This window comes from Desulfitobacterium sp., assembly GCF_982384815.1.
This window is the reverse complement of record NZ_CEVWNY010000028.1, coordinates 1-23,144: the sequence shown is the minus strand read 5'-3', so window position 1 is coordinate 23,144 and position 23,144 is coordinate 1. Positions and strand designations below refer to the sequence as shown.

General features: G+C 40.6%; 25 protein-coding genes and 3 pseudogenes. 1 reads left to right on the top strand and 27 read right to left on the bottom strand.

Annotated elements, in window-relative coordinates; genetic code table 11:
- Window positions 1–238: 238 nt before the first annotated feature.
- The 6 genes from AC1U9U_RS06575 to AC1U9U_RS06550 all read right to left on the bottom strand — a co-directional run bounded on the left by AC1U9U_RS06575 (window position 239) and on the right by AC1U9U_RS06550 (window position 5,853).
- Window positions 239–1,177 (bottom strand): TIGR01777 family oxidoreductase, encoded by a 939-nt coding sequence (locus AC1U9U_RS06575; RefSeq protein ID WP_479959755.1) that lies wholly within the window; start codon window positions 1,175–1,177, stop codon window positions 239–241.
- Between the two features lie 26 nt (window positions 1,178–1,203).
- Window positions 1,204–2,016 carry a hypothetical protein gene (locus AC1U9U_RS06570; RefSeq protein ID WP_479959754.1) on the bottom strand — a complete coding sequence of 271 codons (813 nt, stop codon included), beginning with the start codon at window positions 2,014–2,016 and terminating at the stop codon, window positions 1,204–1,206.
- A 38-nt stretch (window positions 2,017–2,054) separates the two neighbouring features.
- Window positions 2,055–2,609, bottom strand: coding sequence for a hypothetical protein (locus AC1U9U_RS06565; RefSeq protein WP_479959753.1), 555 nt, complete (start codon window positions 2,607–2,609; stop codon window positions 2,055–2,057).
- A 149-nt stretch (window positions 2,610–2,758) separates the two neighbouring features.
- A complete protein-coding gene (locus tag AC1U9U_RS06560) occupies window positions 2,759–3,406 on the bottom strand; it encodes a hypothetical protein (RefSeq protein ID WP_479959752.1) in 648 nt (215 codons plus the stop codon).
- Window positions 3,407–3,499: 93 nt separating this feature from the next.
- Window positions 3,500–4,291, bottom strand: coding sequence for an energy-coupling factor transporter transmembrane component T family protein (locus AC1U9U_RS06555; protein WP_479959751.1), 792 nt, complete (start codon window positions 4,289–4,291; stop codon window positions 3,500–3,502).
- Entirely contained in the window at window positions 4,285–5,853 is a 1,569-nt protein-coding gene (locus AC1U9U_RS06550; protein WP_479959750.1) for an ATP-binding cassette domain-containing protein, read from the bottom strand. The genes AC1U9U_RS06555 and AC1U9U_RS06550 overlap by 7 nt, the downstream gene beginning before the upstream one ends.
- Window positions 5,854–6,137: 284 nt before the next feature.
- On the opposite strand from AC1U9U_RS06550, the gene AC1U9U_RS06545 reads away from it, so the two are divergent.
- Window positions 6,138–6,680, top strand: coding sequence for a biotin transporter BioY (locus tag AC1U9U_RS06545; protein WP_479959749.1), 543 nt, complete (start codon window positions 6,138–6,140; stop codon window positions 6,678–6,680).
- A 344-nt stretch (window positions 6,681–7,024) separates the two neighbouring features.
- On the opposite strand, the gene AC1U9U_RS06540 is transcribed toward AC1U9U_RS06545, so the two are convergent.
- The 21 genes and pseudogenes from AC1U9U_RS06540 to AC1U9U_RS06440 form a co-directional block, all read right to left on the bottom strand.
- A complete protein-coding gene (locus AC1U9U_RS06540) occupies window positions 7,025–8,626 on the bottom strand; it encodes a hypothetical protein (RefSeq protein ID WP_479959748.1) in 1,602 nt (533 codons plus the stop codon).
- Window positions 8,627–8,950: 324 nt separating this feature from the next.
- Window positions 8,951–9,472 (bottom strand): hypothetical protein, encoded by a 522-nt coding sequence (locus AC1U9U_RS06535; protein WP_479959747.1) that lies wholly within the window; start codon window positions 9,470–9,472, stop codon window positions 8,951–8,953.
- A gap of 42 nt (window positions 9,473–9,514) precedes the next feature.
- A complete protein-coding gene (locus AC1U9U_RS06530; RefSeq protein ID WP_479959746.1) occupies window positions 9,515–10,072 on the bottom strand; it encodes a GNAT family N-acetyltransferase in 558 nt (185 codons plus the stop codon).
- A 78-nt stretch (window positions 10,073–10,150) separates the two neighbouring features.
- Window positions 10,151–10,606: a GNAT family N-acetyltransferase gene (locus AC1U9U_RS06525; protein WP_479959745.1), complete on the bottom strand. Its 456-nt coding sequence runs from the start codon at window positions 10,604–10,606 to the stop codon at window positions 10,151–10,153.
- A gap of 17 nt (window positions 10,607–10,623) precedes the next feature.
- Complete coding sequence (locus tag AC1U9U_RS06520) at window positions 10,624–11,874, bottom strand: coproporphyrinogen-III oxidase family protein (RefSeq protein WP_479959744.1); 1,251 nt, start codon at window positions 11,872–11,874, stop codon at window positions 10,624–10,626.
- 37 nt (window positions 11,875–11,911) lie between these two features.
- The gene (locus AC1U9U_RS06515; protein ID WP_479959743.1) at window positions 11,912–12,814 is read right to left on the bottom strand and encodes a radical SAM protein; all 903 of its coding nucleotides are present in this window, start codon (window positions 12,812–12,814) and stop codon (window positions 11,912–11,914) included.
- Window positions 12,815–12,914: 100 nt separating this feature from the next.
- Window positions 12,915–13,055, bottom strand: a complete 141-nt coding sequence (locus AC1U9U_RS06510; RefSeq protein WP_479959742.1) for a hypothetical protein — start codon at window positions 13,053–13,055, stop codon at window positions 12,915–12,917.
- A 22-nt stretch (window positions 13,056–13,077) separates the two neighbouring features.
- Window positions 13,078–13,836: a DUF4085 family protein gene (locus AC1U9U_RS06505; protein ID WP_479959741.1), complete on the bottom strand. Its 759-nt coding sequence runs from the start codon at window positions 13,834–13,836 to the stop codon at window positions 13,078–13,080.
- A 32-nt stretch (window positions 13,837–13,868) separates the two neighbouring features.
- Window positions 13,869–14,219, bottom strand: coding sequence for a hypothetical protein (locus AC1U9U_RS06500; RefSeq protein ID WP_479959740.1), 351 nt, complete (start codon window positions 14,217–14,219; stop codon window positions 13,869–13,871).
- Window positions 14,220–14,609: 390 nt separating this feature from the next.
- Window positions 14,610–15,790 (bottom strand): IS3 family transposase gene (locus AC1U9U_RS06495; RefSeq protein WP_479959739.1). Its coding sequence is split into 2 segments (ribosomal slippage): window positions 14,610–15,538 and window positions 15,538–15,790, totalling 1,182 coding nucleotides; the frame shifts between segments, so codons are not numbered across the junction.
- 22 nt (window positions 15,791–15,812) lie between these two features.
- Entirely contained in the window at window positions 15,813–16,064 is a 252-nt protein-coding gene (locus tag AC1U9U_RS06490; RefSeq protein ID WP_479959738.1) for a hypothetical protein, read from the bottom strand.
- Between the two features lie 302 nt (window positions 16,065–16,366).
- Complete coding sequence (locus AC1U9U_RS06485; RefSeq protein ID WP_479959737.1) at window positions 16,367–16,936, bottom strand: hypothetical protein; 570 nt, start codon at window positions 16,934–16,936, stop codon at window positions 16,367–16,369.
- A gap of 136 nt (window positions 16,937–17,072) precedes the next feature.
- Window positions 17,073–17,339: a hypothetical protein gene (locus AC1U9U_RS06480; protein ID WP_479959736.1), complete on the bottom strand. Its 267-nt coding sequence runs from the start codon at window positions 17,337–17,339 to the stop codon at window positions 17,073–17,075.
- A 78-nt stretch (window positions 17,340–17,417) separates the two neighbouring features.
- Window positions 17,418–17,666 (bottom strand): tautomerase family protein, encoded by a 249-nt coding sequence (locus AC1U9U_RS06475; RefSeq protein WP_479959735.1) that lies wholly within the window; start codon window positions 17,664–17,666, stop codon window positions 17,418–17,420.
- Window positions 17,667–17,859: 193 nt separating this feature from the next.
- On the bottom strand, window positions 17,860–18,312 hold the full coding sequence (locus AC1U9U_RS06470) for an N-acetyltransferase family protein (protein ID WP_479959734.1): 453 nt from the start codon (window positions 18,310–18,312) through the stop codon (window positions 17,860–17,862).
- A 54-nt stretch (window positions 18,313–18,366) separates the two neighbouring features.
- Window positions 18,367–18,750, bottom strand: a pseudogene (locus tag AC1U9U_RS06465) (GNAT family N-acetyltransferase).
- Between the two features lie 680 nt (window positions 18,751–19,430).
- Window positions 19,431–20,789 (bottom strand): transposase, encoded by a 1,359-nt coding sequence (locus AC1U9U_RS06460; protein WP_479959733.1) that lies wholly within the window; start codon window positions 20,787–20,789, stop codon window positions 19,431–19,433.
- 132 nt (window positions 20,790–20,921) lie between these two features.
- The gene (locus AC1U9U_RS06455) at window positions 20,922–21,506 is read right to left on the bottom strand and encodes a methyltransferase domain-containing protein (protein WP_479959732.1); all 585 of its coding nucleotides are present in this window, start codon (window positions 21,504–21,506) and stop codon (window positions 20,922–20,924) included.
- Window positions 21,507–21,709: 203 nt separating this feature from the next.
- Window positions 21,710–22,039, bottom strand: a pseudogene (locus tag AC1U9U_RS06450) (nuclear transport factor 2 family protein); the annotation flags it as partial.
- 63 nt (window positions 22,040–22,102) lie between these two features.
- A pseudogene (locus AC1U9U_RS06445) lies at window positions 22,103–22,525 on the bottom strand (GNAT family N-acetyltransferase); the annotation flags it as partial.
- A gap of 165 nt (window positions 22,526–22,690) precedes the next feature.
- On the bottom strand, window positions 22,691–23,143 hold the full coding sequence (locus AC1U9U_RS06440) for a GNAT family N-acetyltransferase (RefSeq protein WP_479959731.1): 453 nt from the start codon (window positions 23,141–23,143) through the stop codon (window positions 22,691–22,693).
- Window position 23,144: the final 1 nt, after the last annotated feature.

Below are 23,144 nucleotides of genomic sequence, written 5' to 3'. Positions count from 1 at the left end.
TCTAGTTATCCTACTCGATACCCCCATAGACAATATCTCTAATTATCCGTTTCATTATTTTTACCCACCGGATTTAATCCATTGGCAGTTTTATACAGCTCAATAAAACGATCCATTTGAGCAATTTGGTCTTCCCTTTGCCGAAGTGACTTTTTCATATAGTCTAACACGCCAATAATGAAGAATATGCCTATTAGTAAGAAAATGAAGAAGATAATTTCCATTTTTCTGCGCCCTTTCAAACCCCTTTATTGTCCTTTAGTTTTCCTTCTCCAATAATATCCTCTAATGCAGAAGTTAGATCGGAAAACTCAAACCTAAAACCGGCATCAAGAATTTTCTGCGGAATAGCTCTTTGACCGTGCAGTAACATTTCAGACATTTGGCCCAGCACCAGTTTCAATATAAATTCGGGAACCGGAAACCACGCAGGTCTTTTTAAAACCTTCCCTAAAATTTTTGCAAAGTCCCTCATCCTTTCAGGATGAGGGGCTGTTCCATTTACTGGACCAATCACTTCATTATGTTCAATAATGAATCTGAAGATGCTGATCAGGTCTTGAATGTGGATCCACGACAGCCATTGATTTCCATTACCCAACGGACCACCGACATATAGTTTAAAAGGCGTTACCATCCTTGTAAGTGCACCTTGGCTGCCCAACACCACTCCTGTCCGTATAGTTACAACTCTGGTCAATTCACTTTTAACCTTATAAGCTTCCCTTTCCCAATTCCGGCAAACTTCAGCTAGAAAATCTTGCCCCGGCTCCTCACTCTCAATTACCATTTCATCATGCCGAGGACCATAATATCCCACTGCCGAAGCATTGATCAGTAGTTTAGGTTCTAAGATTCCCTCATTTATTGCATTAACAATAAACCGAGTGGTATTAATCCTGCTATTCAAAATCTCCATCTTCACCGAGCTCGACCAGCGACGGTTGCCGATAGACTCTCCCGCTAAATTAATAACTGCATCAATTTTCCTCAATTGATTGGATGAGGGTAGTGGAGAAAGGTTATCCCACTCAATTATTTCAACGTTGCTGCTAAACTTATTTTTCGTAGTTGATCGATTTCTGGTGACAATAGCTACCTGATATCCCTTAGACAGTAACTCCTTAGTTAGGTGCCCTCCTAAAAAACCTGTTCCACCGAAAATTAGGACATTCATAATCCACACCCCTTAGTCGGCGCAATTTATTTTTCAGTTTGTGCAGCTAATTTTAGTTTACCCTGACTCCAGGATTCCCCGTAATGTACAATGCTGTATTCCGGTTTGAGTATTTTTACTTTAGCTTTGCTCAAAAGAAATTCACCATAATCTGTCCAGGCATTAGCAAGTTCTATTTGCCGGGGGTCCTGTCCGGGTAATTTATCCGCCACAACTACATCAAAGATATGGTTCATGGAATTAACCGTCATGGACCGGGCAGTTTTATCAAGGCGCTGGTTCAAATAATCATCCTCAGAAGCAAAACCATATTTCTGATAGATCGGTGCGGCTTTTTCGACAAGATTATTGTATTCTTTGAATACTTCTTCATCTTGAGCCAACATGTCCATATTTACTTTTTTACTTTCTTCAAGAACTTGTTTCGCTCTTTCGCTAGGCATGCTATGACCTTGTTTTACCGCTTCTTGGTAGAGGATCTCCTCGGTAAGTAAGATATTAAGCGCTTCATTCTTATTTAACGTCTTGGTTGAGGTGCGTTCTACATCATCAAAAAACCTTTTCTCAGCCTGACTCATTTCTTCTTCTTTAATTCCGAACGATTGGAGCATGGCCTCTTTTGGGGAAGTGCCGTCCTTTTCACCGTTTACTTCTTGCAACATCCCAAATATTTCGATACTTAGTTCTCTCTCCTTTAATACCTCCGCGATGTCCGCTTCGGTAATTGTTTCTTTATTAACGACTGCGATCACATTTTCCGGGTAGCTGGAACCTGTACAACCGGATAAAGATAAGATTAATACAAAAATTAACAAAACAACACTGCTTTTCCCCTTCATTGCCACTGCTCCTCTTTTCTCTTTAGTAAATATCCGTTTTAACTCTCTATTTTCGCTGCCATAATGGATTCGATATTTTCCAACAAGTATTGCTTGCCCTTATTATTAATTACTACCATTTCGTATTCGTTACCATTATAAGTTCTCCGCTCAGCTTCAAACCCGAAGTCTGCAGAATTCTCATTAAGAGTCGTACGTGTCTTTCCCGTCTCTAACTTTTCCTCCCCTAATATTCCCAGAGCCTTTAGCTTTTTGTTTAGCTCTACTCCGGTAAGCCGTTTACTTTTACTCAGATCTAAGCAGGAGTTAACACATTTGGAAAATTCGTTGACCCCAATTTTATCCTCTGGAAACTTAACCATCTGTTTTTGTTCAGGTGTAATAACAAATTCCGTCAGCTTTTCTCGATTAGAACTATAAACGCCCTTCGTTACATTGTCAAGTATTTCACTAACGAAGTAAAAACAGCGGATTATTCTAGGGTCGTTGAGGAAATTGTCTTCATCAATATTAGCTCCGGTTATCGGATCAATCCCTTTTGCTATCTTAAGCAATATTTCTTTAGCCTTCTCAATCTTAACTAAATCATCCACTATTCTTTACCCCCGATTTCTTTATCATGAGCCAGCTTTCTCCCTTTCCTCGCCAAAGCAAATTATAAGCCAAATGGATATTTGTATTTTGTTCATTGATCTGAACCCTCCCCGAAGCGTCCCCCAACCAAGGACGGCAGCCCCTTACTCTACGAGCTTGGTCTCGAATTTAAGTACTTAGTTTTAGATATTTCAATAGACTCCAATGTTGTTAAATTTAATGCTTCGTATTGGTATTTCTTATATCTCTTACCAATTGGCCCTCCTAAACTGCCACTGGTTAATTTCTTTTCCCAACCATATGCATAAAAGAGGTTTCCACTGCTAAGATAAAATCCTTCGGGATATTCCTTAAGTTGAGTCACCAATATGAGTTTATCATCTATTCGGTATAACTTATCCCCGGAGATGTAATAGAACTCCCCATTATCCTTAAATGTATACCTTGGAATCGTATCTCCACTAATAATGTTTCGAACAATATTAAGCTTCAAATCGCCAATTTCTATCTCTTGATTATCGTTAATCCTATATAAGACATTTTCACGAAATACAAAATTCTTATCCCCTACACTGATAGTATCATTCAAATTCATAGTCTTGTATCTATCAAGATATGATTCATATTGCTCAAGGACTTCTTCGGCTGTAATTGAATAATACAGGTTGACTAAATCCATTCCAAAAATTGGCCCAAATAGTAAAAATAGGAAAACCACAAACGCTATTATAAAACCAACGGTATCCTTGACACGCCAAAAATATTCACCTTCAGGGATATGCACTCCTCCTTCCATTAATAGAACTTTCTCTTTCGCGCTAAGTAACCATTTCTACTTTTCAACTTTATTCTCTACATACTGCCTATTTCCTCTTTATTTTCCTGCATTTTACACGAAGAACTGTAGACTGACCCATCCATCCGCCACTAAGGCGGTGATTCCCCATAATAAAAGGAGAGCTGCGCCCCAGGTATCCTCCCGTTCCCATTCCTTCGCTCCCAAGACCCTATACCCCCCGGAAACATACCCCCTGGCCACGAGATTTTCCGCCAGCTCTTCAGCTCGGCGCAGGGTAATACGGAGTAGGGGAAGCAAAAGGCCGGCTAGCTCCTTAACTTTTTTTATCCAACTTGAAGGCAAACTCCCTTTAGCCAAGCGAGCTTTGTAAAGCAAGCCTGCTTCTTCAATTAGTAAGGGAATAAAACGTAAGGTTAAGGTAATTAAAAGGGCAAAATCCGCCGCCTTTTTACTGAACCGATTAAATGGGGTGAAAAAGTAAGCAATGCCAAACCCTTGTTCCGTGGGCAAAGTAACCGCCGTAAAAATACGGGTCAAAAGAAAGACAAGCAGAATCCTCCAGCCCATAATTAGTCCCTGAATCGCTCCTGCTAAGGACCAGGTCCCCGCCCAAAAATGCCAACTGTCACTCCAGCTCCATCCCAGCAAAAGTGTATAAAAGCAGCCTAAGATGATAGAGGCTTTGAACACTGCTCCCATGGCTTTAAAAGGTATACGGCTGGCCCAAAGCAGCATCAGAAAGCCGCCTGTTAAAACCAGTAACCCCCCAACTTCCACCGTGGTCATCAAAAACCCCAGCCCTACCAGACCTCCGATTTTGAGTCGGGGGTCTGCTCTATGCAAAGAACTATTTCCCGATAAATATAGTTCTCCTCCTAGCAACGCACACCGGCCTCCTTCAAACGTCCCTCATGTCGATCAATATCCGTACCCAAACACTTAAAGGAAACTTTCCCTTCTTCAATTAGCCACACTTCATCAGCCATATCCCGGACCTCCGACAAATCATGGGTAACATAAATTATGGTCAGCTTCCTCTTTAATTCCCTGAGCAAGCCCCGGAACATAGTCCATCCTTCGGCATCCAGTCCCAATAATGGCTCATCCAGCAAAAGCACTTCCGGTAAGGATTCCAAGGCTGCTGCCAATGCGACCCGTTGACGCTCTCCCCCGCTCAAATGCTCGGGGTAAGCAGCGGCCCGCTTGCGAGGTATTCCGAATACTTCCAAATAATCAAAATTAAGACCGGCCTTGACTTGCCTCTCCTTCTTGCTTTGGAGGTAGAAGACTTCGTCAGCCACAGTACTGCCGATAAAATACTCCCCAGGCTCTTGGAGGATCAACCTGATTTTCTGTCTAAGCTCAGCGTTTTCATTGGTAACATCCTGACCAAAAGCGAGATATTTGCCTGACCTGGGTTTAAGCAAAGCAATCGCACTCTCAAGTAGAGTGGATTTTCCCGCTCCTGATGGCCCAAGGATGGCCAAGAAGTTCTTAGCTTTGATTTGCTCGGTAAGCTGTAATCGGGAGGAGTATCTAGCCTCTTCCCACTGAAGAAGGGCACCTTGCTCAAGATAAAGATTAGTGGCTTGACATAAATCTGCGGTAGTACTAATTTTCGTATCCTCTTTCATATTACTACCGGCTTTGATATTCCCCCCCACCTGCCGCAGAGTTTGCAGCCTAATATATTTATCCCAAGTTCCCTCTTGGGAATTATTATTTTTTAAATCAATTGACCTAAGGATAGGCCGAATTGAAAATTTTTCGCAAAACTTTTCATCCTTAAGGGCATCCTGGGGTAACCCGGCATCAATAAGTTTTCCTTCACTCATAACCCAGAGGCGATCAGTTTTGACTGCTAGCTGAGGGTCATGGGTAATCCAAAGCTGTCCGATCCCTTTTCCCTCAATATTCAATTGCGCGAGGCAAGCTTCTTCTGATCTTTCGTCAAGCATACTTAGAGCTTCATCCAAGATGAGAAAGGAGGGTTTAAGAGCTAGGATGGCCGCAAAAACAAGTCTTTGCCTCTCGCCGCCGGAAAGGGTGGCGGGTGATTGGTTAAGCTTATCCCCTAGCCCCATGTCATGGGCTATTTCCTTAACCATTTCCTGCACCTTTTTTACTTCATATCCTAAATTCAAAAGCCCGAAGCCTAATTCTTCCGCCACTGTTGCGCCAATAGTTTGCCGCCTGGGGTGTTGCCCGATAATCCCAATTTGCTGCCAATGTTTTACTTCCTGCCAAGGCTTTTCTATTCCATCCTCTACAAAGCCAAGCTCCCCCTCCTCAGGTTCAATTAAGCCGGCTATGATCCGGGCTAAAGTGGATTTCCCGGCCCCGTTTGGCCCCATCAGGGCAACCACTTCCCCCTGACGGAGAGAAAAAGTAATATTATTGATAACTCTATGGCTAATATTTCTGCCCCATAATTCCATTGTCATCCCATCATACACCCCAAGCACTTGTTCCTTGGCGCAGGCGAAACCTGGTTGCCCCTAGCCTGCATACTTATACTTTATAAATAGCTAAAATTTCTCTTGTTAGATATCATAGCATATTGTAAACTATAATTCACTACATTGGTTTACAATAAACTCTTATGATCAGGGGTTTTACTTGCCTCATCCCGACCGCTCAATCTTTACAGTAGCTTGCCTTAGTAAAAGCAGCCAAGGTCATAATACTTCTCCGGAGGCACCTTACCCCAAAAGAAAGGATGTATGCAATGGAAACAAAAAATCTGGCCAAAACTGCTGCTATGGCGGCTCTACTCTGCTTAGCCGGGATGATTATGCGCTGGGCCTCCCCTGCCTTAGTTCCCTTCAGTGTGCTGCCCCTCTTTGTCATGCTTACCGGACTAATCCTTGGTCCGAGATACGGAAGTCTAGCCATGGTGGTCTACGTTTTTCTAGGCTTAATGGGCTTACCCGTCTTTGCCAGTGCTCCCTTTGGGGGTATCGGTTATGTATTAAAGCCTTCCTTTGGTTACCTTCTAGGTGACATAGGGGCAGTTTATGTAGTCGGCAAAATATACAACCGCAAGGGTCTTCTCTCCGCTGTCTTTGCGGTCCTTGCGGGTATAATCGTATTATATATGATTGGTTTAAGCTATTTCTATTTCATAATGCACTTCGTATTAGAAAAACCAACTACCGTTGCCCTTGTCCTCTCTACTGGGTTTCTGCCCTTTATTGCCGGAGATTTAATCAAAGGAGGAATTGCCGCTTGGGTAGGCAATGAGCTGATCAAAAGGGAAAGTGCAAGTTAATATAAAACGACAAAGGAAAAATCAGTAGGAAGTTTAGATGAATGATTTAACTATCCCTTTTGGAATAAGTAAAAAAAACTCAAGTCATTGCCATAGGGGAGAAAGAGTCTTAACCAATTCCTTATCAGAAACGATGATAACCCAACTGAACGAGGGGAAAATTAGTGGTCATAGAGATGAAATAATCAATATTTAAGCCGTGAGTAAGTCAAAGCTTCTCACGGCTCCTTAATTAAGCTATTTAGAATTAAGCTTTCGGACACATAAGGGCACGACTTCGCTCTCCTACGCTACATCGTATTGATAGCGACAAGTCTGCCGGAGGTTACAAAAACCGAAGCCTATTAGGATAACCTTACTATCGTATTAACTCCTTGATATTCCTTGACGAATTTACCCTGGATCTCATCTCCGATTTTCAGGAAAGGCAGTTTCTCCGACACTGTTATATTGGCCCTAAAGACATCCCCTTGGCCTTCCAGAAGCATATAGTAGAAGGTATTTCCACCAATAACCACACTTTGAATATCCGTAATCTTCCCTTGAATGTCGAATTCTTCTTTCGGCTCCTCAGGCTTCGTTTCTGTGACCGTTCCAGTTCGGTTGGTAAACTTATTGAAGGTCTCCTCCACAGTGTTTCCGGTCACAACCTTTTGGTAATCCTGGGCATCTACCAAAGCATACATCTTAATCAACCCTGCCGCATCCTTCAAGGACATAAAATAAGTGGGGTTTCCCTCGATATTAAGGAGAAGGGGGAAGGTAGAAGTATAGCCTTTTTCCTGAACTGCCCCTTGGGCACTTTCCATAGCTGAATATTCCTCAGCCGAAGGAATACTGTAAAAGGTTGTTTCCTTAGTCCGCATATTGACGAGGATAAAACCGATATTGGATTCGTCCCTAACTACTGAAGTAATCCCTGTATATAGATAGACATCATCATTGAGAGCCAGGTAGTTATACCCTTTTGTGGTAGCAAGAACGCCCTTCTGCCCAATGATAGAGTTAAGGAAGCCATTTTGGTAACGACCATTATAATTGACCTGATTGACTACGATTCCGGCATCATAGACCCGATCTACCCATTCAGGGACCTCAGCCACTTTTAACTTATGGTGTTCTCCGGTAGAAGCATTAAGCATAATTACTTCCTTAATATCTGTTCCACCGAAAAGTCCGATCCTATTTTCCCGTACAGAAACAATCCAGTAAGGTGTTCCTTGCTCATCCACCTCAAAGCTAAAGTCACCGAACATAGCAGTAGGATAGTGAAGTCTTAGGTATCTCCTTACATTCTCAAAAAACAGTTCGCTCTCCGAGTATTTGATACTTTGCTGCGGAGTCACCAAATCGACTTTCCCGTTGACCATATCCACCATGATATAGCTGGGGAGACCCTCTTTGGTATTATTCAACCATTTAAAGAAGCCGGCGTACTCCAAGGGAGAGACCCGTACCGGTTTTCCCTGATAATTAATCTGGGTGTAATCAGGAGCTACGTTGAATTGAGAGACCAGCTCTACAATTTCTCCCATTTTCCGATCCCCTAATCTTAATGCCGTATCCCTATCCACAGTAGGAATTTGAGTGAAAGGTATTTCCGTTACATCGGTGGCAAAATTCCCTTCTTTCTTTTCGAGAAGATTAGCATATGCCTTAGCATGGAAAATAGGCATGGAGTAGATAAACATAATTCCACCTAGGATAGCGACCACGAGGGTAGCTACAATCAGATAGGAAGAAATATGCTTGGTTAGGGTGAATCTTCTTTCTACAAAAAGTTGATGTAAAAGGAATAAACCAGCCCCCAAGGCTAAAGCGCAAATTAAAAAGGCCCAAAAGCTGGGGGATTGAAGGTTAATCGGAACAAGTGAAAAATAGTAAAAAACTAAAAGAAGCACTATCCAAAAAATCGTTAGAAACAGTTTGCTTTTGGAATTATTCATAGCTGTTTTTCCTTTCTTAGATAAAGCTAAACCCCTTTGACAAAAAACTTTATTCCCGCTTAGTTAGTTTACCACGCCTTATTGCAAAACTGCAATATTTAGAGTGATGCTCTGTCAAGATGGTCTTTCCGGAGCCTACGCAGTTCATGATGGAAAGAACCTCGAAGGCCGAGGCATTATCTCGAGTGTCTGAGCATTGAAACGGCAATATTACTTTCTAGATCTTTCTTGATTGGGCAAGCTCTTTTTCGAGTTGCTTTATTGAAAGAGTGGATAAATCCGGATGGGTAGGCGTATTACTTGCAATAGAATTACCCCATTAACTCATAATGTTTGGGGGATTGTTGGCAACACATTGCCGTCTTTATCGTAAATTTTTATTGCACCGATGCCAACAGGCAAAATAACCGCAAAGGGTTTTGTATGATCAATGTCAATGATTTTAATAGTGTTTCCATTGTCAATTTCAATTTTTGCAGCCTGCTGCCTGTTCATTGAAAGATAAGCCTTTTCCTGACGACCTTCTGCTTTGTATTCAGCAATACCTTCATTTTCCACATTGGTTGAACCTCCGCTTCGGAAGAAGTAGCCGAATGATAACCCTTTTCTATTTTCATAGATTGAAAATGTGTAGTCACTATGGTTCTCATCATAAAAAAGCATGGCAGACATGGTATCCGTTGTTGCTTTTGCCACTTGCCAGCTAGTATCAATTTTATGGGAAATTCTTGCATCCTTCTCAATCTTCGATTTAGGAGTACCAATAGCATGATTAAAGTATAAACTCAAAAATAAGCCGGCAATTGCAACTACGATAATACCTATATATTTAAATGCCTTTTTCACAAAATCACCTCGCCAAAATGACCATCTATATACACTATCCACCTATCCCCGGACCTTCCTATCCAATGTTAGTAGAATGGCGGACTTTCTGAAAGCAGGATTTATTCTAGCCATCATATATTCGTTTTCATATTTACCGTTTCTTATTGCCGCTAATCGCTTAATTCCTTCTTTTTCAAAGCCAAACTTCTCATATAAGTGTATGGCTTTTGCATTATCTTCAAATACCGTCAATTCAATCCTGACAAGCATTAACCAATTATCCGCAATATCTATAAGCTTACTCAGAAGGGCACTACCCACACCTTGATTTTGGTAGTCCTTATGAATCATTATGCCAATGGCACCACTATGTCGCATGCGATGATTAGGATATACGGTTAAGCCCGCACTTCCGATAATAACTTCCTGACCATCTTGAAGTTTCGAAACTGCAACAAACTGATGCTGATTAACATCTAAATTGGCAATAAAATCTTCATTCCGTTTGATCAGTTCAGAGGGAATACCTAAGATATTTTCAAAGACACCGGGCATACGCCTTAAATCATTAATCCCTTTACCATCACCAATTTCGATAGGTCTGATATCATAATCCATTTCTATGCCTCCCCTTTACTCACACCAGATTCAAGTATTGTAAATATTCGCCAAGCCTTAAATCGTACATTGGAGTACTTACTCTACACTAAGACCATAGATTCTTGAACTTGCCCCCCAAGGATGATACCCCGGTCCGATATAACTAAATCCATACTTTTCATAGTACCCAATATGGTCCGTACTAAGATATAAATGTGAAAAGCCACCGCTTTTGGCATCTTTTTTTGCCTTCTCCAGTAACAATGAACCATAATCATGACCACGGTATGCTTCTTCAATATACAAGGCACAAACCCATGGGTATAAATCCATTCTACTAATGAAATCATTAGTGACCAGTCCGGCACAGCCAATAATCTCTCCATTATTCTCTAACAGATACCATTGAGGCAATGGATTCGGCGATGAGATACAGTTTACAATGCAGTCCTCATACACCTCCAAACTCTCCTCACTTGCCCATTTGCTTTGGAAATAATTAATGGCACGATTCATGTATGCAGGGTTTTCTTTAACCGAAATAATTCGCATGCTAATACTTCCTATCTTTATAATTCAATTCTATCCGGGAAGGCTTTTTCCCGCATAATACCCCACATTTTATCGATATAAGCCAGGGTGTAGAATTGTTCAAAATAGTGGTAGTAATATGCCCCTTTCGTGGTCATCCGATAGACGCCCTTTTCTTTCTTGGCAAAACCCAAGCTACGACATAGAAGCAACTCAAAACCGTACTTGCTGTGTAAGGAAACTCCGAAGAAGTCTCTAAATCCTTGGGGATCAACCCTGGTTGTATAGGCTGTCCAGAAAAGGTAATAGATCATTCTTTGCCTTGGTGTAAATCGACAGGTCAAGGAAGTTGGCAATTGTTTTTGCTCTAATCGCTTTATATAATCTTCAACAGAAAAAGTATTCACTTTAAACTGATCCATTAGGAGAGTCGTTGCCGAGCAGCCAAAGCCTAAGAAGTTGTCTCTGGTCATGGAGGAATATTTAATAGAAGGATCTTTGGCGTAGGTCCATATGGAGGTACGGACATAACCACAGCTCTCGCAATACTCCGTAATACTGTCCAGTAATTGTCGTTTCTCTTTTTCGGCCATGGGAGGTACTTTATTGCTGGAAAAAGAAAAGTCGACAAAAGGATAGATGGCTATGTGATTAGCTCCATTTTCAAAAGTAAAAGATATATCCTTTTTGAGGCTAGCGGCGGTTTGGCCGGGTATGGCAAAGATTAAGTCCATAGAAACAGTTTCAAAGGAGACCTTACGTAAAGCAGCAAACATGGCCTGATGACCTATTTCCTTGCGTCCCAGCATCGAGAGGTATTCCCGCTGAAAGGATTGAATGCCGATACTAACTTTGGTTACTCCCGCTGCTTTGATCTTGGCCAAGGTCTCAACATTCACATCACTGGGGTGTAATTCCAAGCCAATGCCTTCCTTGATGATAAAATATTGATTAACCTTAGTGATGATTTCTTCTAAATACTCCGCTATTAAGGCGGGCGAGCCGCCGCCGAAGTACAGGCTTGTTACCTCTTTCTTCGTCCTTAGACTTTGGCCAACCAGCTCAATCTCTTTAAGCAAAGCCTGGGTATAACCCCGAGCCGTTTCTTCAGCATATAAGGTCTTGCAATAAGGACAAAAAGAACAAATACTTTTGCAAAAGGGGATATGGATATATAGGCCTAAGCTTTTGACATTGGCATAATTGAGCTCACGATCATATTCATTTTTAAACTCAAATGGTCTCAAGGAACGTGTTAACCATATTCTAGCTGCCTTCGCGATTTTCATAACCCTGTTACCTTTCTCATCTCTACTCCATCTTTTTCTAAATATATTTCAAATAGGTTTTCAGCATCTCCATAATGACCTTCACTTTGCCTTGAAAGACTAAGGTGTATTCCGCAGCAAAAAAGTACCCGCATTGTTCACACAAGTGAGGAATATCAATACATCGTCCGCAAATAGACTGTTTTCCGTTTTCCATGACAATACATTGATGACATGGAGTGGGGAAGGTGTTTTTGACGATATAGGGAAAGGCACTTTTCAAATTAAATATAGGGTACCCCGCTTCTATACAACGCTCGATCTCCTCACAACATTTTTGCTTTTCGGCAACGGTTAGGGATAAATCTTCCGTGCCAGGGTAAGGCGTGTGAAAATTGAAAGAAACTGCCCGAACATTCTGCTCTTCCTTCGCTCTTTGACAGACCTCGGCAATATCCTCCTGATTGTATTTGTTGATGGCCATATAAAAGCAAATATTGGCGGCTGTTGCCTGGCGAATATTAGTAAGGATGGTGTCATAGGTATCTCCCCTAATAAAATTATGCTTTTCCTTAGCGCCATCAAGACTCAACAATATTAAATCAGCTTGGGGCAAATCGATCGGGAATGTGCCATTTGTCACCACATTGACCAGTAAGAACCCTAACTCCTTCGCCTCATTTACCAGATCACTTATGTTTTTTCCCGCATCCGACCAGAGAAAGGTTTCACCGCCGCAGAAAAACAATATCCGTATTCCTTGGGCATAGAGTATTTCCATTTCCCGTATGATCTGCTGATAAGGATGGATCACCGCTGTAATATTGTTGACAGCACAATGTTTGCAGGAAAGGTTACAGCGATCCGTTAAAATAATTGTACCTAAAATGGCCTTCTTCCTTTTGAAAAGGATCGTGCTTAGTCCAAACGCCGCAAACCTTAAAAACGATGATACTTTCAATTACTCACCTCATTACTTGGACCAATTCAATCCGAATTGGGCATGCCCTAGTCCTAATGACCAAACTCATTTTGCCATTGCTCAAGCCAATTTTTATAGGTTATGGAATGGACTTCTTCCAATGTCTTGCCATCAAGGGACCAATAACCGCCGGCCATTGGTTCGCCAATTGCCGGGATCTTCCGCTTGCAAACCCCAATAAATCATATAGGGTATGTTCATGAGCTTGCTCACCATCCATGACTGGCACAGGCGACTCTGCCTTATACACTAAACGAAATGCGCTCAAAGGAGATGATGAATTCTTCTGCTTTGTGGTTCTCGTTGTAAAGTAATACATGTAATTCATAGGCATCACTTGCTTTATATATCTCATGATATAACCACCACGAATTATTAAGAGTTGATTCCTGTTTAATTATCTCGTAATTCTCAAAACGAATTAGTTTTATATGCGTAAACCCTCCGGAATTATCAAGTGACATAATGAGCGACTGCCCATCCCTTATCGTAGTAATAATCTTACAATCATGAAAATTCATTTTTTCAACGATCTCTGTGTCTAAAGATTCTAATACCTCTTTGTAGTATTCTTGATATTCACGCAGCGTCTTACGAACTAATCTATAGTTGTTTTCACAAAACTGTGTAACTGCTTTTTTTACTTGGGGAGATGTTCTATTTAAAGCGAAAACTCGTATATCAGCTATTTGCTCCAAAACTTCTTTTGGCAATATTTCTCTAAAATGTTCCTGATTGTGCATCAAAGCTTCACTAAACTTCTCAGTCTCTTTTTCGGCATCAAACGATTTACCATGGCTATAATTACCTTTTGCTCTTTCCCGGTCCGCCGAATATGAAATAACTTCCTTCTGTAAATCGAGCCACTCCTTAAGCTTCTGAGCATATAATCTTTGAAAATACTCTTCAGAAAAACGCCCTGCTTCTTGATCTTCTTCAAGAAGCAAATGAGCGCTTGTCTTTTGGCATAGTTCATACCATTCCTTAGTAAAATAGTTCATTACACTCCCCCTTACAATAGCAAGATGGCACTTTAGGGCTTAAATCTAAAAGTTTTTACTATATCGTCAAACAACCTTTCTTCGGCTTCATCTCTGTTTTGGTTATGCGAGTATATGGTAACCGTGAATCCGTATGTACCATCACTGATCATATACATATGAGGATACCACTTTCCAACCTCTGTGCCCATTAATAAGATGGCTTTTGTTCCTTTATACTTATTAAAAGATATAGGCTCTTTCGTAAGAATTTGCCCCTCAATGGTTTCATAATCCAAAAACTGTATTTCTTCACCCTGTTTGAGCAAGACGACCGGAGCTATTTCAGCCACCTTCTTTTTATTACTGTCTTCAAATACTGTACCCTGCAATGTCCAATCCACCGGGAACTGCATGGAATATTCGACTCTTTCATCTCCTGCTAACTTTGTAGATCCCCTGCTCCCCCCGGAAAAGATCATTTCACTTAGCGAAACCTTAGCCGAAAGCTCTTTCCACTCATGATCTAATGTTGTGACCTTTTCTCGATAAAACGGACACTCCAGAGTTAGGGATTCCTCCAGATTCGCAGGATTGCTTCGTTTTTCATCTTAGGTAAATGCTCCAAGCTGCTCTATCAGGGGCCAGCCCCTGAAACCCCGCCCTCGCCGGGTGGCAGCAGAACAGTCTTTAAACTGTTCTGAGTCATAAGGGTCTTGGCTAGTTGGCCTATCAAGGGCAAGGACTTCGTCTCGGCTGACGCCGCCCCTTGACAGGCGTCTACCGAGTTGACACTATGCGGCCTTTTGAGTCTCGTTATACTTCTTTAAATAAGCTGTCGGTGTCAGATTCCCTAAAGCTTGATGCCTCCGTTGTCGATTATAAAAACATTCAATGTACCAAAAAATGTCTCGTCTTGCTTCCTCACTATCCTTGTAGGTTCTGTGATGGAGCCTTTCTGATTTAATGGTGCTGAAGAAAGACTCTGCACAGGCGTTATCAAAGGGGTTTCCCTTTCTGCTCATACTTCGTATCATTCCCCAGTGCTTTAATTCTTCGACATAGACGGTGCTGCAGTATTGCCGCCCTTGATCCGAATGATGAATTAACCCTTTGGGCGGTCTATGACGCTTTACAGCGTTCCTTAAGGCTTCCAAACAGAGTTCAGTTCTCATGTGTTCGGCCAAAGCCCAACCTACAATTTCTTTATGGAATAAGTCCTTGATGGTGGCCAGATACAGCTTGCTGCCCTTAGCTGTTTTAAATTCTGTGATATCCGTGACCCAGACTTTATTCGGGTGCTCAACCTTGAACGTTTGGTTTAAGAGATTCGGGGCTTTGGGCAAATCATGATTCGAATCGGTGAGACAGACGCGATAGGGCTTCTTTCGAACACTGTACAGGTCATGTTCCTTTTGTAATCGGTAAACCCGGTTTCTACCGCATTGAAACCCTGCCTCTTTGACATCTCTCCAAAGTTTATCCAGACCAATCATTGCCTGGGCTTTGGTATGGCTTTCCTTCATCACCTTAAGAATGTTTTCATCTTCTTTTTGACGTTTGCTGGGTTTACGCCCATCCCAATCATAATAACCGCTCCGAGATACGTCTAAGGTTTCGCACATCTTCTCAACCGGGCAGCTGGAGCTGCTGGCTTTTTTAATCATCTGATAAATTATTTCCGGTTGCTTTGGGCGAAGATGGCGGTAGCCTTTTTTAAGATATCTATCGTTAACTCCTGATCGGCAATCTTTTTATCCCTTGCCTTAAGCTCGGCTTCAAGCTCGGCTATCCTGGTCTTGATAGGATCTTGCCGCTCTTTGGTTTGCTTAAGCCAGTTGCGCACAGTTTGCTCATTGACCCCAAAATCTTGAACCACACTTGAAACTGAACGGTTTTCTTCAGTGACTAAGCGTATAATGTCATTTTTAAATTCTTGATTATACCGTTTCCCGTTTTTAGCCATGTTTATCATCCTCCACAGGTGTTATTTTACCCTAACTCACCTGTGTCCGACAAACCGGGTATGGGTCAGTTGTAATCGTGAACTGATCTTCATGTGTTGATGGTGCTCTTACCAATTCTTCTTCCGTCTCATATAAAGAGGGGTCTGATTGGTTTGAAGATTGTTGTTGTACCTCACTATTTTTTTCACTTCCACCGGATGATATTTTAGTACGATCTAAATTACATCCATTGACTAAAATCAATAAGGTCAGAAGCACTATGGCCCAGATTCCCTTCTTCATCCTACTTTCTCCTTTCTAACCAGGTGGATCTCAATACCATTTCTTGTGCGATTCTTGTGCGATTCTTACTATCGAAATGGTGCCATAAATCGTTTCACCAGCCAGCTAAATTATTTTCTTTGACGCTTTTTATAAGCAATGTATAAAGATATGACGAATCCCTGTCACCAACGCATTGATAATAAGCAGTCGTTTAGGGATTTCCCAGTATCTGTGTCTTTGGAGCATTGTTTTTTCGGTCAAGCGGCTTTTTTGTCTCTAACTTTTTATAGCGACCCCAAAGATTCTCAAAAATGTTATCATCACTGTATGAATTTATCCGCATGTCTTTTAAAGGTTAGCAACATACCTGCAAGATTAGCAACTATAATAGATGCAGCTAAAACCACGTAGTTAACAAAGATAGTATTTGTATATTGGTTAAACCATGTCCATCTATAAATGACTGCATTAGGATCATCCGGCACACCAAGAATATTTATATGATTTTGGATGATTGAGTTTTCCGTAATATAACAAAGCATCAGGAGAATTAGTTGAATGAATAGTGAAATCATCTTTTTATTGCTTTCGATTTCTAAATATACCCGATAGCATAACCTGCCAAGAGTAGTAATCAGATAAACCCATATAGGAACCAGAAAAAATAAAGGGATTATAGCGGGGTTGCCGTTACCCGATATCCCTTTACCTGGTCTGTATTTAAAGGTCAGAATATCAACTAGGCATATTAAGATTAAAGAAAATACAAATGCCGTTGAAAAAGATGACAGTATCTTTTTCAGAAATTGCCTGTCTGAATTGGCAATTCTAATCATCGGTAATACTATCGAATAAACGGTGATTATTCCTAAAAGAATTATCTCAATCATAAAGCTCCACCCTAATAATCGCCCTTGATTTAACTTTCTATTTAATACCATTGTACCATTTTCTTCTCCGAGAATATCTTTAATTTCTTAAGCGCTTGGGTGCGTAACTCCTGCAACCGATTTCCTAATCAATTGTTTAGCTTATACAATAATTAAATACCAGATCGGCCAGGGTAATCCCGTGCCAGGCGGCATGCCCCAATTGGGCAGGGATAGTTTCAGGGTTTCCCGGATTATTAACCATCAGCATGAGCGCCATGGTCAGCCCTCTGAAAATATCAATGCACTCCAACCGGGATGAGCTTATACTCTCTGCATCATTGGTTTTATTGACAAACGTCATTTCTTTTACCTCACTTGGTTCCCATTCCTTATTATGGCGATGTTCAATGGCGTTTAGCAATTCGTGCCACCCATACCTCTTTCGCACTGGGAAATTTCATACACAAAACCTTCAACCTAAGAATTACATCCGGCTCTCCTAATCAAGCCCAGTAATAAATGAATGAGAAATTCCCCCGCTCCAGTTCTCCGGGGGAACTTCAATTATGCAGCAATTTACATCTTTCGCGGAAACTCCCGTATATTTTATAATCAGCTCATTAATTTTTTCCATCAATCTCTTTTTAATTTCCCTGGCTCTCCCAGTGTACATAATTATTTCAGCGCACACGAAATTAATATCTCTGCTATGGTGAGCTTCTCTATTTAGCAATACATCATTAGGCATCCTTGTTCGGGAGCTTATTAATTAATTCTTCGATTTTCATGAATAGATAATAAGAACAATTTCGGGCATCTTCTTCCCTCCTTTTTATATCACCATCAGCTCTCTCTTATCAAATACAATTCAATATATTCTTAAACATTCCTCCACATAGCAATCCTTTGCTATGTTTTTTCACCATAATCTTCCCTCAGTTTCATTCAAACTCCATTCCCAATAATACATATTCCTCACTGAAACCACATCTTTGATAGAATCTTTGCGCTCCTTCATTGGTCTTCTCAGTTCCTACTTCAACTTCATCAAAGCCTCTTTTTAAAGCTTCCTCTTGAACCAATTGAACCAACCTCTTGCCGACTCCTTTCCCGCGCTCAGCCTGGGTAATGATCAGCTCATTAATGAGTACCGTACCACCCTTATGAAAAACCGTTCTATAGAAAATCGCTGAAATGAATCCTACTACTTTTCCCGAAATCTCTGCAACTACATTCAAATATAGTTCTGGTCGTTGCTCCATTTCCGAAAAGATTTTGCTCACACCGCGGAAGGTAATTTCATCGCCTTGGGCTACTTCCCTAAGCTCATTCATCAACTTGATTACGTCAGACAAATCATCTTTTTCACATGATCTAATAATTATTTCCGACATAAAAATTACCTCTTTTATTTTGTTCCAAATAGCTTTCTTGTCACATTTCTTTACCTATAGTTGCAGAACCATTTTAATATGAGGAAGCCCTGTTTTAGGGGATGAGAAACTATCCCCGGTAACCACAAAGCCGAATTTTTTATAAAATCTTGTTGCCTCCACTTTTGCGCTTTAGGTTACTCTAGCCTTATTATCCAATCGGGCTTTATCAATTAGACGCTTTACCAATTCACTTCCTAACCCTTGATTCCGACACTCCTCGTCCACAACTATCTGTGATAATATTGCTTCCTGACCTTCATAATTCAACCTGGCATATCCATTAACTTTTCCTTCAGTATGGCAAATCATATGAATTGCTGTAGCCTCATATTGGTCAAAGACTATCTCTTTATTAATATTCCATGGCATGAAAAAAATCCGGTAACGCAAATCCACGGCCTGCTGATAAAGCGGGTTATCAATATTTATAAATACATATGCAAACACTGTGGCCTCCTAAATCAAGTGTCAAAATACTTGGTAATGATAGTGACTGAACCCCTGGCATGGAACCTAAAATCAAAACATGTGTATTGGAATCGATTATTGGCTGAAATTGATGTTACTTCGCCCAAAATCTCCTCTCTTTCAAAACGATAATATCCGTAAAATACATACCCTGCCGTATAATATTTCAAGGGTTCCCGAAATCCGGTTTGGGATCTTATTCGTCAATTTCCTTGCGGTGCCGCAGGTGGATACATCTCCATAACCCCCCCATGGACGTGCGGCGTTTAGACACGAAGGACTTCTACTTTTTCTTACACTGGCATTTCTGAGCAATAATCTTATTCAGCGCATGTTGGTGCGGTATACCAGAGGAATCACAGTCAAAAATCACTTCTGAGCATTCTTGAATCAGCCAATCATGATAATATGTGAACAGTTCTCCTGAAACCCATTTGCACGCAGTCGGCTCCTTTTCAGGGGGTGGATCTATGAATGGTTTGTTTACGAATACATTAAAAACGTGCAAACCATTGGGATTGGTAAATTGTTTATAGTTGAGTTAATTTCATAATGTTAGTCTAAAAATAAATCAGACCAACAGAATCTTAGATTTTTACGTTTTAAAATTAAGCGACCATAGTTAGTGACTTGTTTAGGCGATCAACAGCTAATTTGCAGAGGGTATAGGTTAAGATTGAAAACTGAAAATCTACTTGGGCGCGTTTTCCACGATGACGGATATTGTTGAGCTGGAAATACTCCTTGAGATACGCATTTACTCTCTCTACAGCAGTTCGTTGTTTGTAAAGCTCAAAGTAACGGTCACTCCCTCTGGCTGGTACAGTGTATTTTCTAGGATCTGAAGAAACCTTCATCTTAAACACCTTTTGACAGGTCTTACTTTCTTTGAGTGCACACTCCTGGCATTCCTTGGGTTGGGTATATTTTAAAGTATCATAACGTGGATCATAGCTATCGTATCGGTACGAATAACCCTTCTGGCACATTGGACGAAAATATTTGTCTTTGTCTTCTGGAAGTTGTTCGTTTCGCTTATTGTAATCAATGAGTGCCCGTGCTCCCATAATTCTCGCTTGCTGGTAAATAGGGACATAGTCATATCCTGCATCAGCAAGGATATGGGAGGGATTCAAATAAGGATGCTTTTCATTCAGAGCCTTAAGCAGTGGGATGGCCATTTTCCCATCATTTATATTCCCTGAAGAAAGTAAAGAGCTTAAAATGTATTGGCCTATACAATCAACAAGGAGGTGCCCTTTATAGCCATACCAGAACACGTTTTTCCCTTCTGAATTCTTTTTAATACCCCATTGAGGATCAAGTGGGATTTGTTGTTCTAATTCTGCAAAGCTATAGGGAAGTTGATCTTCAATCTTCTTCTCAAATATAGGGCGATTTTTTTCCAGCTCCTCTTGTTCTTTGAGCCATGCCTCTCGTTGAGCTTTAGGCTTCCGTCCGCGCTTTTTAGGAGTTTGTTCAACTGGAGTTTCTTCTTGCTTTTTTTCTGGCTTTCGATCTCTTGCCTCGATATGGGTGGCATCGATTGCAACAACACATTCCGGATTGATAAATCCTTCTTTGAATGCCTGAAGCACCAAATCGTCCTGAGAATTTGCTAATGCGGAAGAGTCATGAATCTTCTTGATCATACGGCAATAGGATGCTTCGCTAGGAACAGCGTCAGCAAGAGTGAATCCACAGTCGAATCGAAACTCTAAGCTGTTCTTTAGCCGTTTACACAAGTCCTTAATTGTAGGAATTCTTTCAATTACACGAATGATTAAGGAATAGATCATAGCAGGATAGTTTAGTTGAGTAGGTGCTCCAAAGATGGCCTTTTTAGAAACCACCTCAAGTAAAGGGTTAATGTCCAAAGATCCAAGAATTAGAGAATATGATTCTCTTGGAGAAGTTTCTAAAATTTCCTCCAAGGAAAATAGACGTTCTTGGCGAATATTAAACATCAGGGAGTACTCCTTTCTCACCTCTCGGTGTTTGGTTTTGGACGACTACAATTTCGAGATGTTGGGGAGGTACTCCTTTTTTAGTTGTCAAAAAAAGTAGCAATAGTAATGGATTCAAGTTATGAAACTAATTCAGTTGCTAAACATTTCTTCCCGCAATTGAGGCTTCACATAATGAAAAACACCACTGGAAAATAGAATATCAAAATTAGTATCCAAGCGGAAATCTAAAATATCTGCCTTAAAAACTTTAACTTGGACACCGGCATTGTCAGCGAGACGTTTGGTCTTCTCAATACCGGCATCAGAAATATCAAATGCGGTTACGTCATAACCATTCCTTGCAAAGAACACAGCGTCCTTCCCTTCACCGCACCCGATATCTAATAGTTTTAAATGAGTAGATGGCGGCATTAATTCAAGTACGCGTAAACACATTTTTGAAGGCACCATACCCCAATAATATTCCTGAGTCTTATATTCTTCTTCGTAGATGGTTATTTGCTTATCATAAAAAATGTAACCCAGTAACTTATCAATACTTATGTCCAATACTTGTGACAACCTTGGCAACAGAGTTATATCAGGTAAAGTCTGAGCCGTTTCCCACTTTGAAACGGCTTGAAATGTCACTCCCAGCTTTCTGGCAAGCTCTTCTTGTGTAAACCCTTTTTCCTTACGGTACCTGCAAATATTTTTAGCCAATTCGTCTTTCATATTTTTACGCTCCTCTCTACAGAATCTATTTTATTGTTCGGAAGGGAGCGTTTCAATAACTCAACAGTTGAAAATCCAGGATATTCAACTTGTGGTTGAATATCCTTAAGAATTAGACACTTTAATCTAATCCTAAACTGGGGTTCTTTTCTTGTTTATTCATCTGTAGTATCTATAACCAAATATCAAAAGTATAGCCACCCTTAGAACTCGGGTATTCTAGTACCTTGATGAAAAATCATTTGCCACCTTCCAGCAATCAACTTCCAAATTGAACTACGTAAAGAATATCTCATTCCTTCTCTGGGCTCGTTTGTCTTTACTACGCGGTAAGTAACCAAAGCCACATTTTTTGATAAACATTTCATTTGAAAATTCTCTATAGTCATCTGAATTATAGGAGAATGCGGTAATCCCTCTAGAACCTGTGTTTTGTCGAATATACGACCTGAGCTTCCAAACTCAACAAAATCGTCTGCAAGGAGCTCTGCAATTTCCTCTTTTGATTGACGGACCTCTGGTTGTAGTAGTCTATCTTCTAGTCTAAATAATTGCTCGCTTAGAATTAGTTCATTTTCCATTTTTTCTCCCACCTGCTTTTTCTTAAATCCCTTATATACTTCCGGTCTATATCCTACAGATTCATAAAAATTACATGCATCAATTCTATTCGCTTCAGTAACAAGAATTATCTGGTTACATTTTTCTACTGCTCTTTTTTCAAGCTCTGAGATCAGCGCCCGACCAATTCCACGATTTCTATGGTCTTTATCCACTATCATATTTTCAAGAACCAAAAAAGATTTACAATCCCCATACAATTCTTCACAAATCACACCCATAACAGAACCAACAAGCTGATTGTCCTCAACTGCACTAAGTAATATGTGAGAACCATTTTCTTGAAACTTCTTAAACTGCATGTACATCGTATCAATGGAGGATTCCTCTCCCCAAAATTGTTTATATAATTGAGCCAGTTGAGGAATATCCTCTTTAATCATGCCACGTACTATCATTGAGATCTTCAGCCTTTCTGAAAATGTAGCTACATATCGACCGAGTATGGGAGGCCGGCACTCGTATGGTCTGACATATAATGTCCCCGGGATTCCCGAACATCATATTACGTTCACATATTCTAAGTTTCGGGAAGTGCTTGTTGTCTGACGGCATGCCCCCAATTAATTATGTACCTTATACAATAATTGAGGTATCATCCGTCCCCTTTTAAGTAATGATTCAACTTCGCCAAGCAAAATGGCACCTAGCTTTATATAAAAATCTTTTGCTTGTGGGCTTGTTACTATTACGAACTCACGAATTCTTAAGTTTTCACAAGTAATTTCCACCATGTGGTTCCATAATAATTTTCCATACCCCTTACCTATGCATCGGGGTTCGATAAAGAAGTATTCTAAAGAGCTCACTTTATCGTTTACAAACAGACCATAGAACCCAAACACACCACGATGATCCTCAATCACATAAGTCTCATTATTGTTGATAAAATCTTCAGTTACCTGATACATTGATTTGAATTTTTCCATATAATCGGAGTCATATCCCCAATAGGCCTCGGAATGATAAGCTATGTCCGATAATAATTGCCAATCACAAGCCGTAGCTCGACGAATA

Bases quoted from the DNA above. Each gene is read 5' to 3' on its own strand.
- AC1U9U_RS06575 (WP_479959755.1), bottom strand. From the start codon at position 1,177: ATGAATGTCCTAATTTTCGGTGGAACAGGTTTTTTAGGAGGGCACCTA.
- AC1U9U_RS06570 (WP_479959754.1), bottom strand. From the start codon at position 2,016: ATGAAGGGGAAAAGCAGTGTTGTTTTGTTAATTTTTGTATTAATCTTA.
- AC1U9U_RS06560 (WP_479959752.1), bottom strand. From the start codon at position 3,406: ATGGAAGGAGGAGTGCATATCCCTGAAGGTGAATATTTTTGGCGTGTC.
- AC1U9U_RS06550 (WP_479959750.1), bottom strand. From the start codon at position 5,853: ATGACAATGGAATTATGGGGCAGAAATATTAGCCATAGAGTTATCAAT.
- AC1U9U_RS06545 (WP_479959749.1), top strand. From the start codon at position 6,138: ATGGAAACAAAAAATCTGGCCAAAACTGCTGCTATGGCGGCTCTACTC.
- AC1U9U_RS06540 (WP_479959748.1), bottom strand. From the start codon at position 8,626: ATGAATAATTCCAAAAGCAAACTGTTTCTAACGATTTTTTGGATAGTG.
- AC1U9U_RS06530 (WP_479959746.1), bottom strand. From the start codon at position 10,072: ATGGATTATGATATCAGACCTATCGAAATTGGTGATGGTAAAGGGATT.
- AC1U9U_RS06525 (WP_479959745.1), bottom strand. From the start codon at position 10,606: ATGCGAATTATTTCGGTTAAAGAAAACCCTGCATACATGAATCGTGCC.
- AC1U9U_RS06520 (WP_479959744.1), bottom strand. From the start codon at position 11,874: ATGAAAATCGCGAAGGCAGCTAGAATATGGTTAACACGTTCCTTGAGA.
- AC1U9U_RS06510 (WP_479959742.1), bottom strand. From the start codon at position 13,055: ATGGATGGTGAGCAAGCTCATGAACATACCCTATATGATTTATTGGGG.
- AC1U9U_RS06505 (WP_479959741.1), bottom strand. From the start codon at position 13,836: ATGAACTATTTTACTAAGGAATGGTATGAACTATGCCAAAAGACAAGC.
- AC1U9U_RS06490 (WP_479959738.1), bottom strand. From the start codon at position 16,064: ATGAAGAAGGGAATCTGGGCCATAGTGCTTCTGACCTTATTGATTTTA.
- AC1U9U_RS06485 (WP_479959737.1), bottom strand. From the start codon at position 16,936: ATGATTGAGATAATTCTTTTAGGAATAATCACCGTTTATTCGATAGTA.
- AC1U9U_RS06475 (WP_479959735.1), bottom strand. From the start codon at position 17,666: ATGCCTAATGATGTATTGCTAAATAGAGAAGCTCACCATAGCAGAGAT.
- AC1U9U_RS06470 (WP_479959734.1), bottom strand. From the start codon at position 18,312: ATGTCGGAAATAATTATTAGATCATGTGAAAAAGATGATTTGTCTGAC.
- AC1U9U_RS06460 (WP_479959733.1), bottom strand. From the start codon at position 20,789: ATGTTTAATATTCGCCAAGAACGTCTATTTTCCTTGGAGGAAATTTTA.
- AC1U9U_RS06455 (WP_479959732.1), bottom strand. From the start codon at position 21,506: ATGAAAGACGAATTGGCTAAAAATATTTGCAGGTACCGTAAGGAAAAA.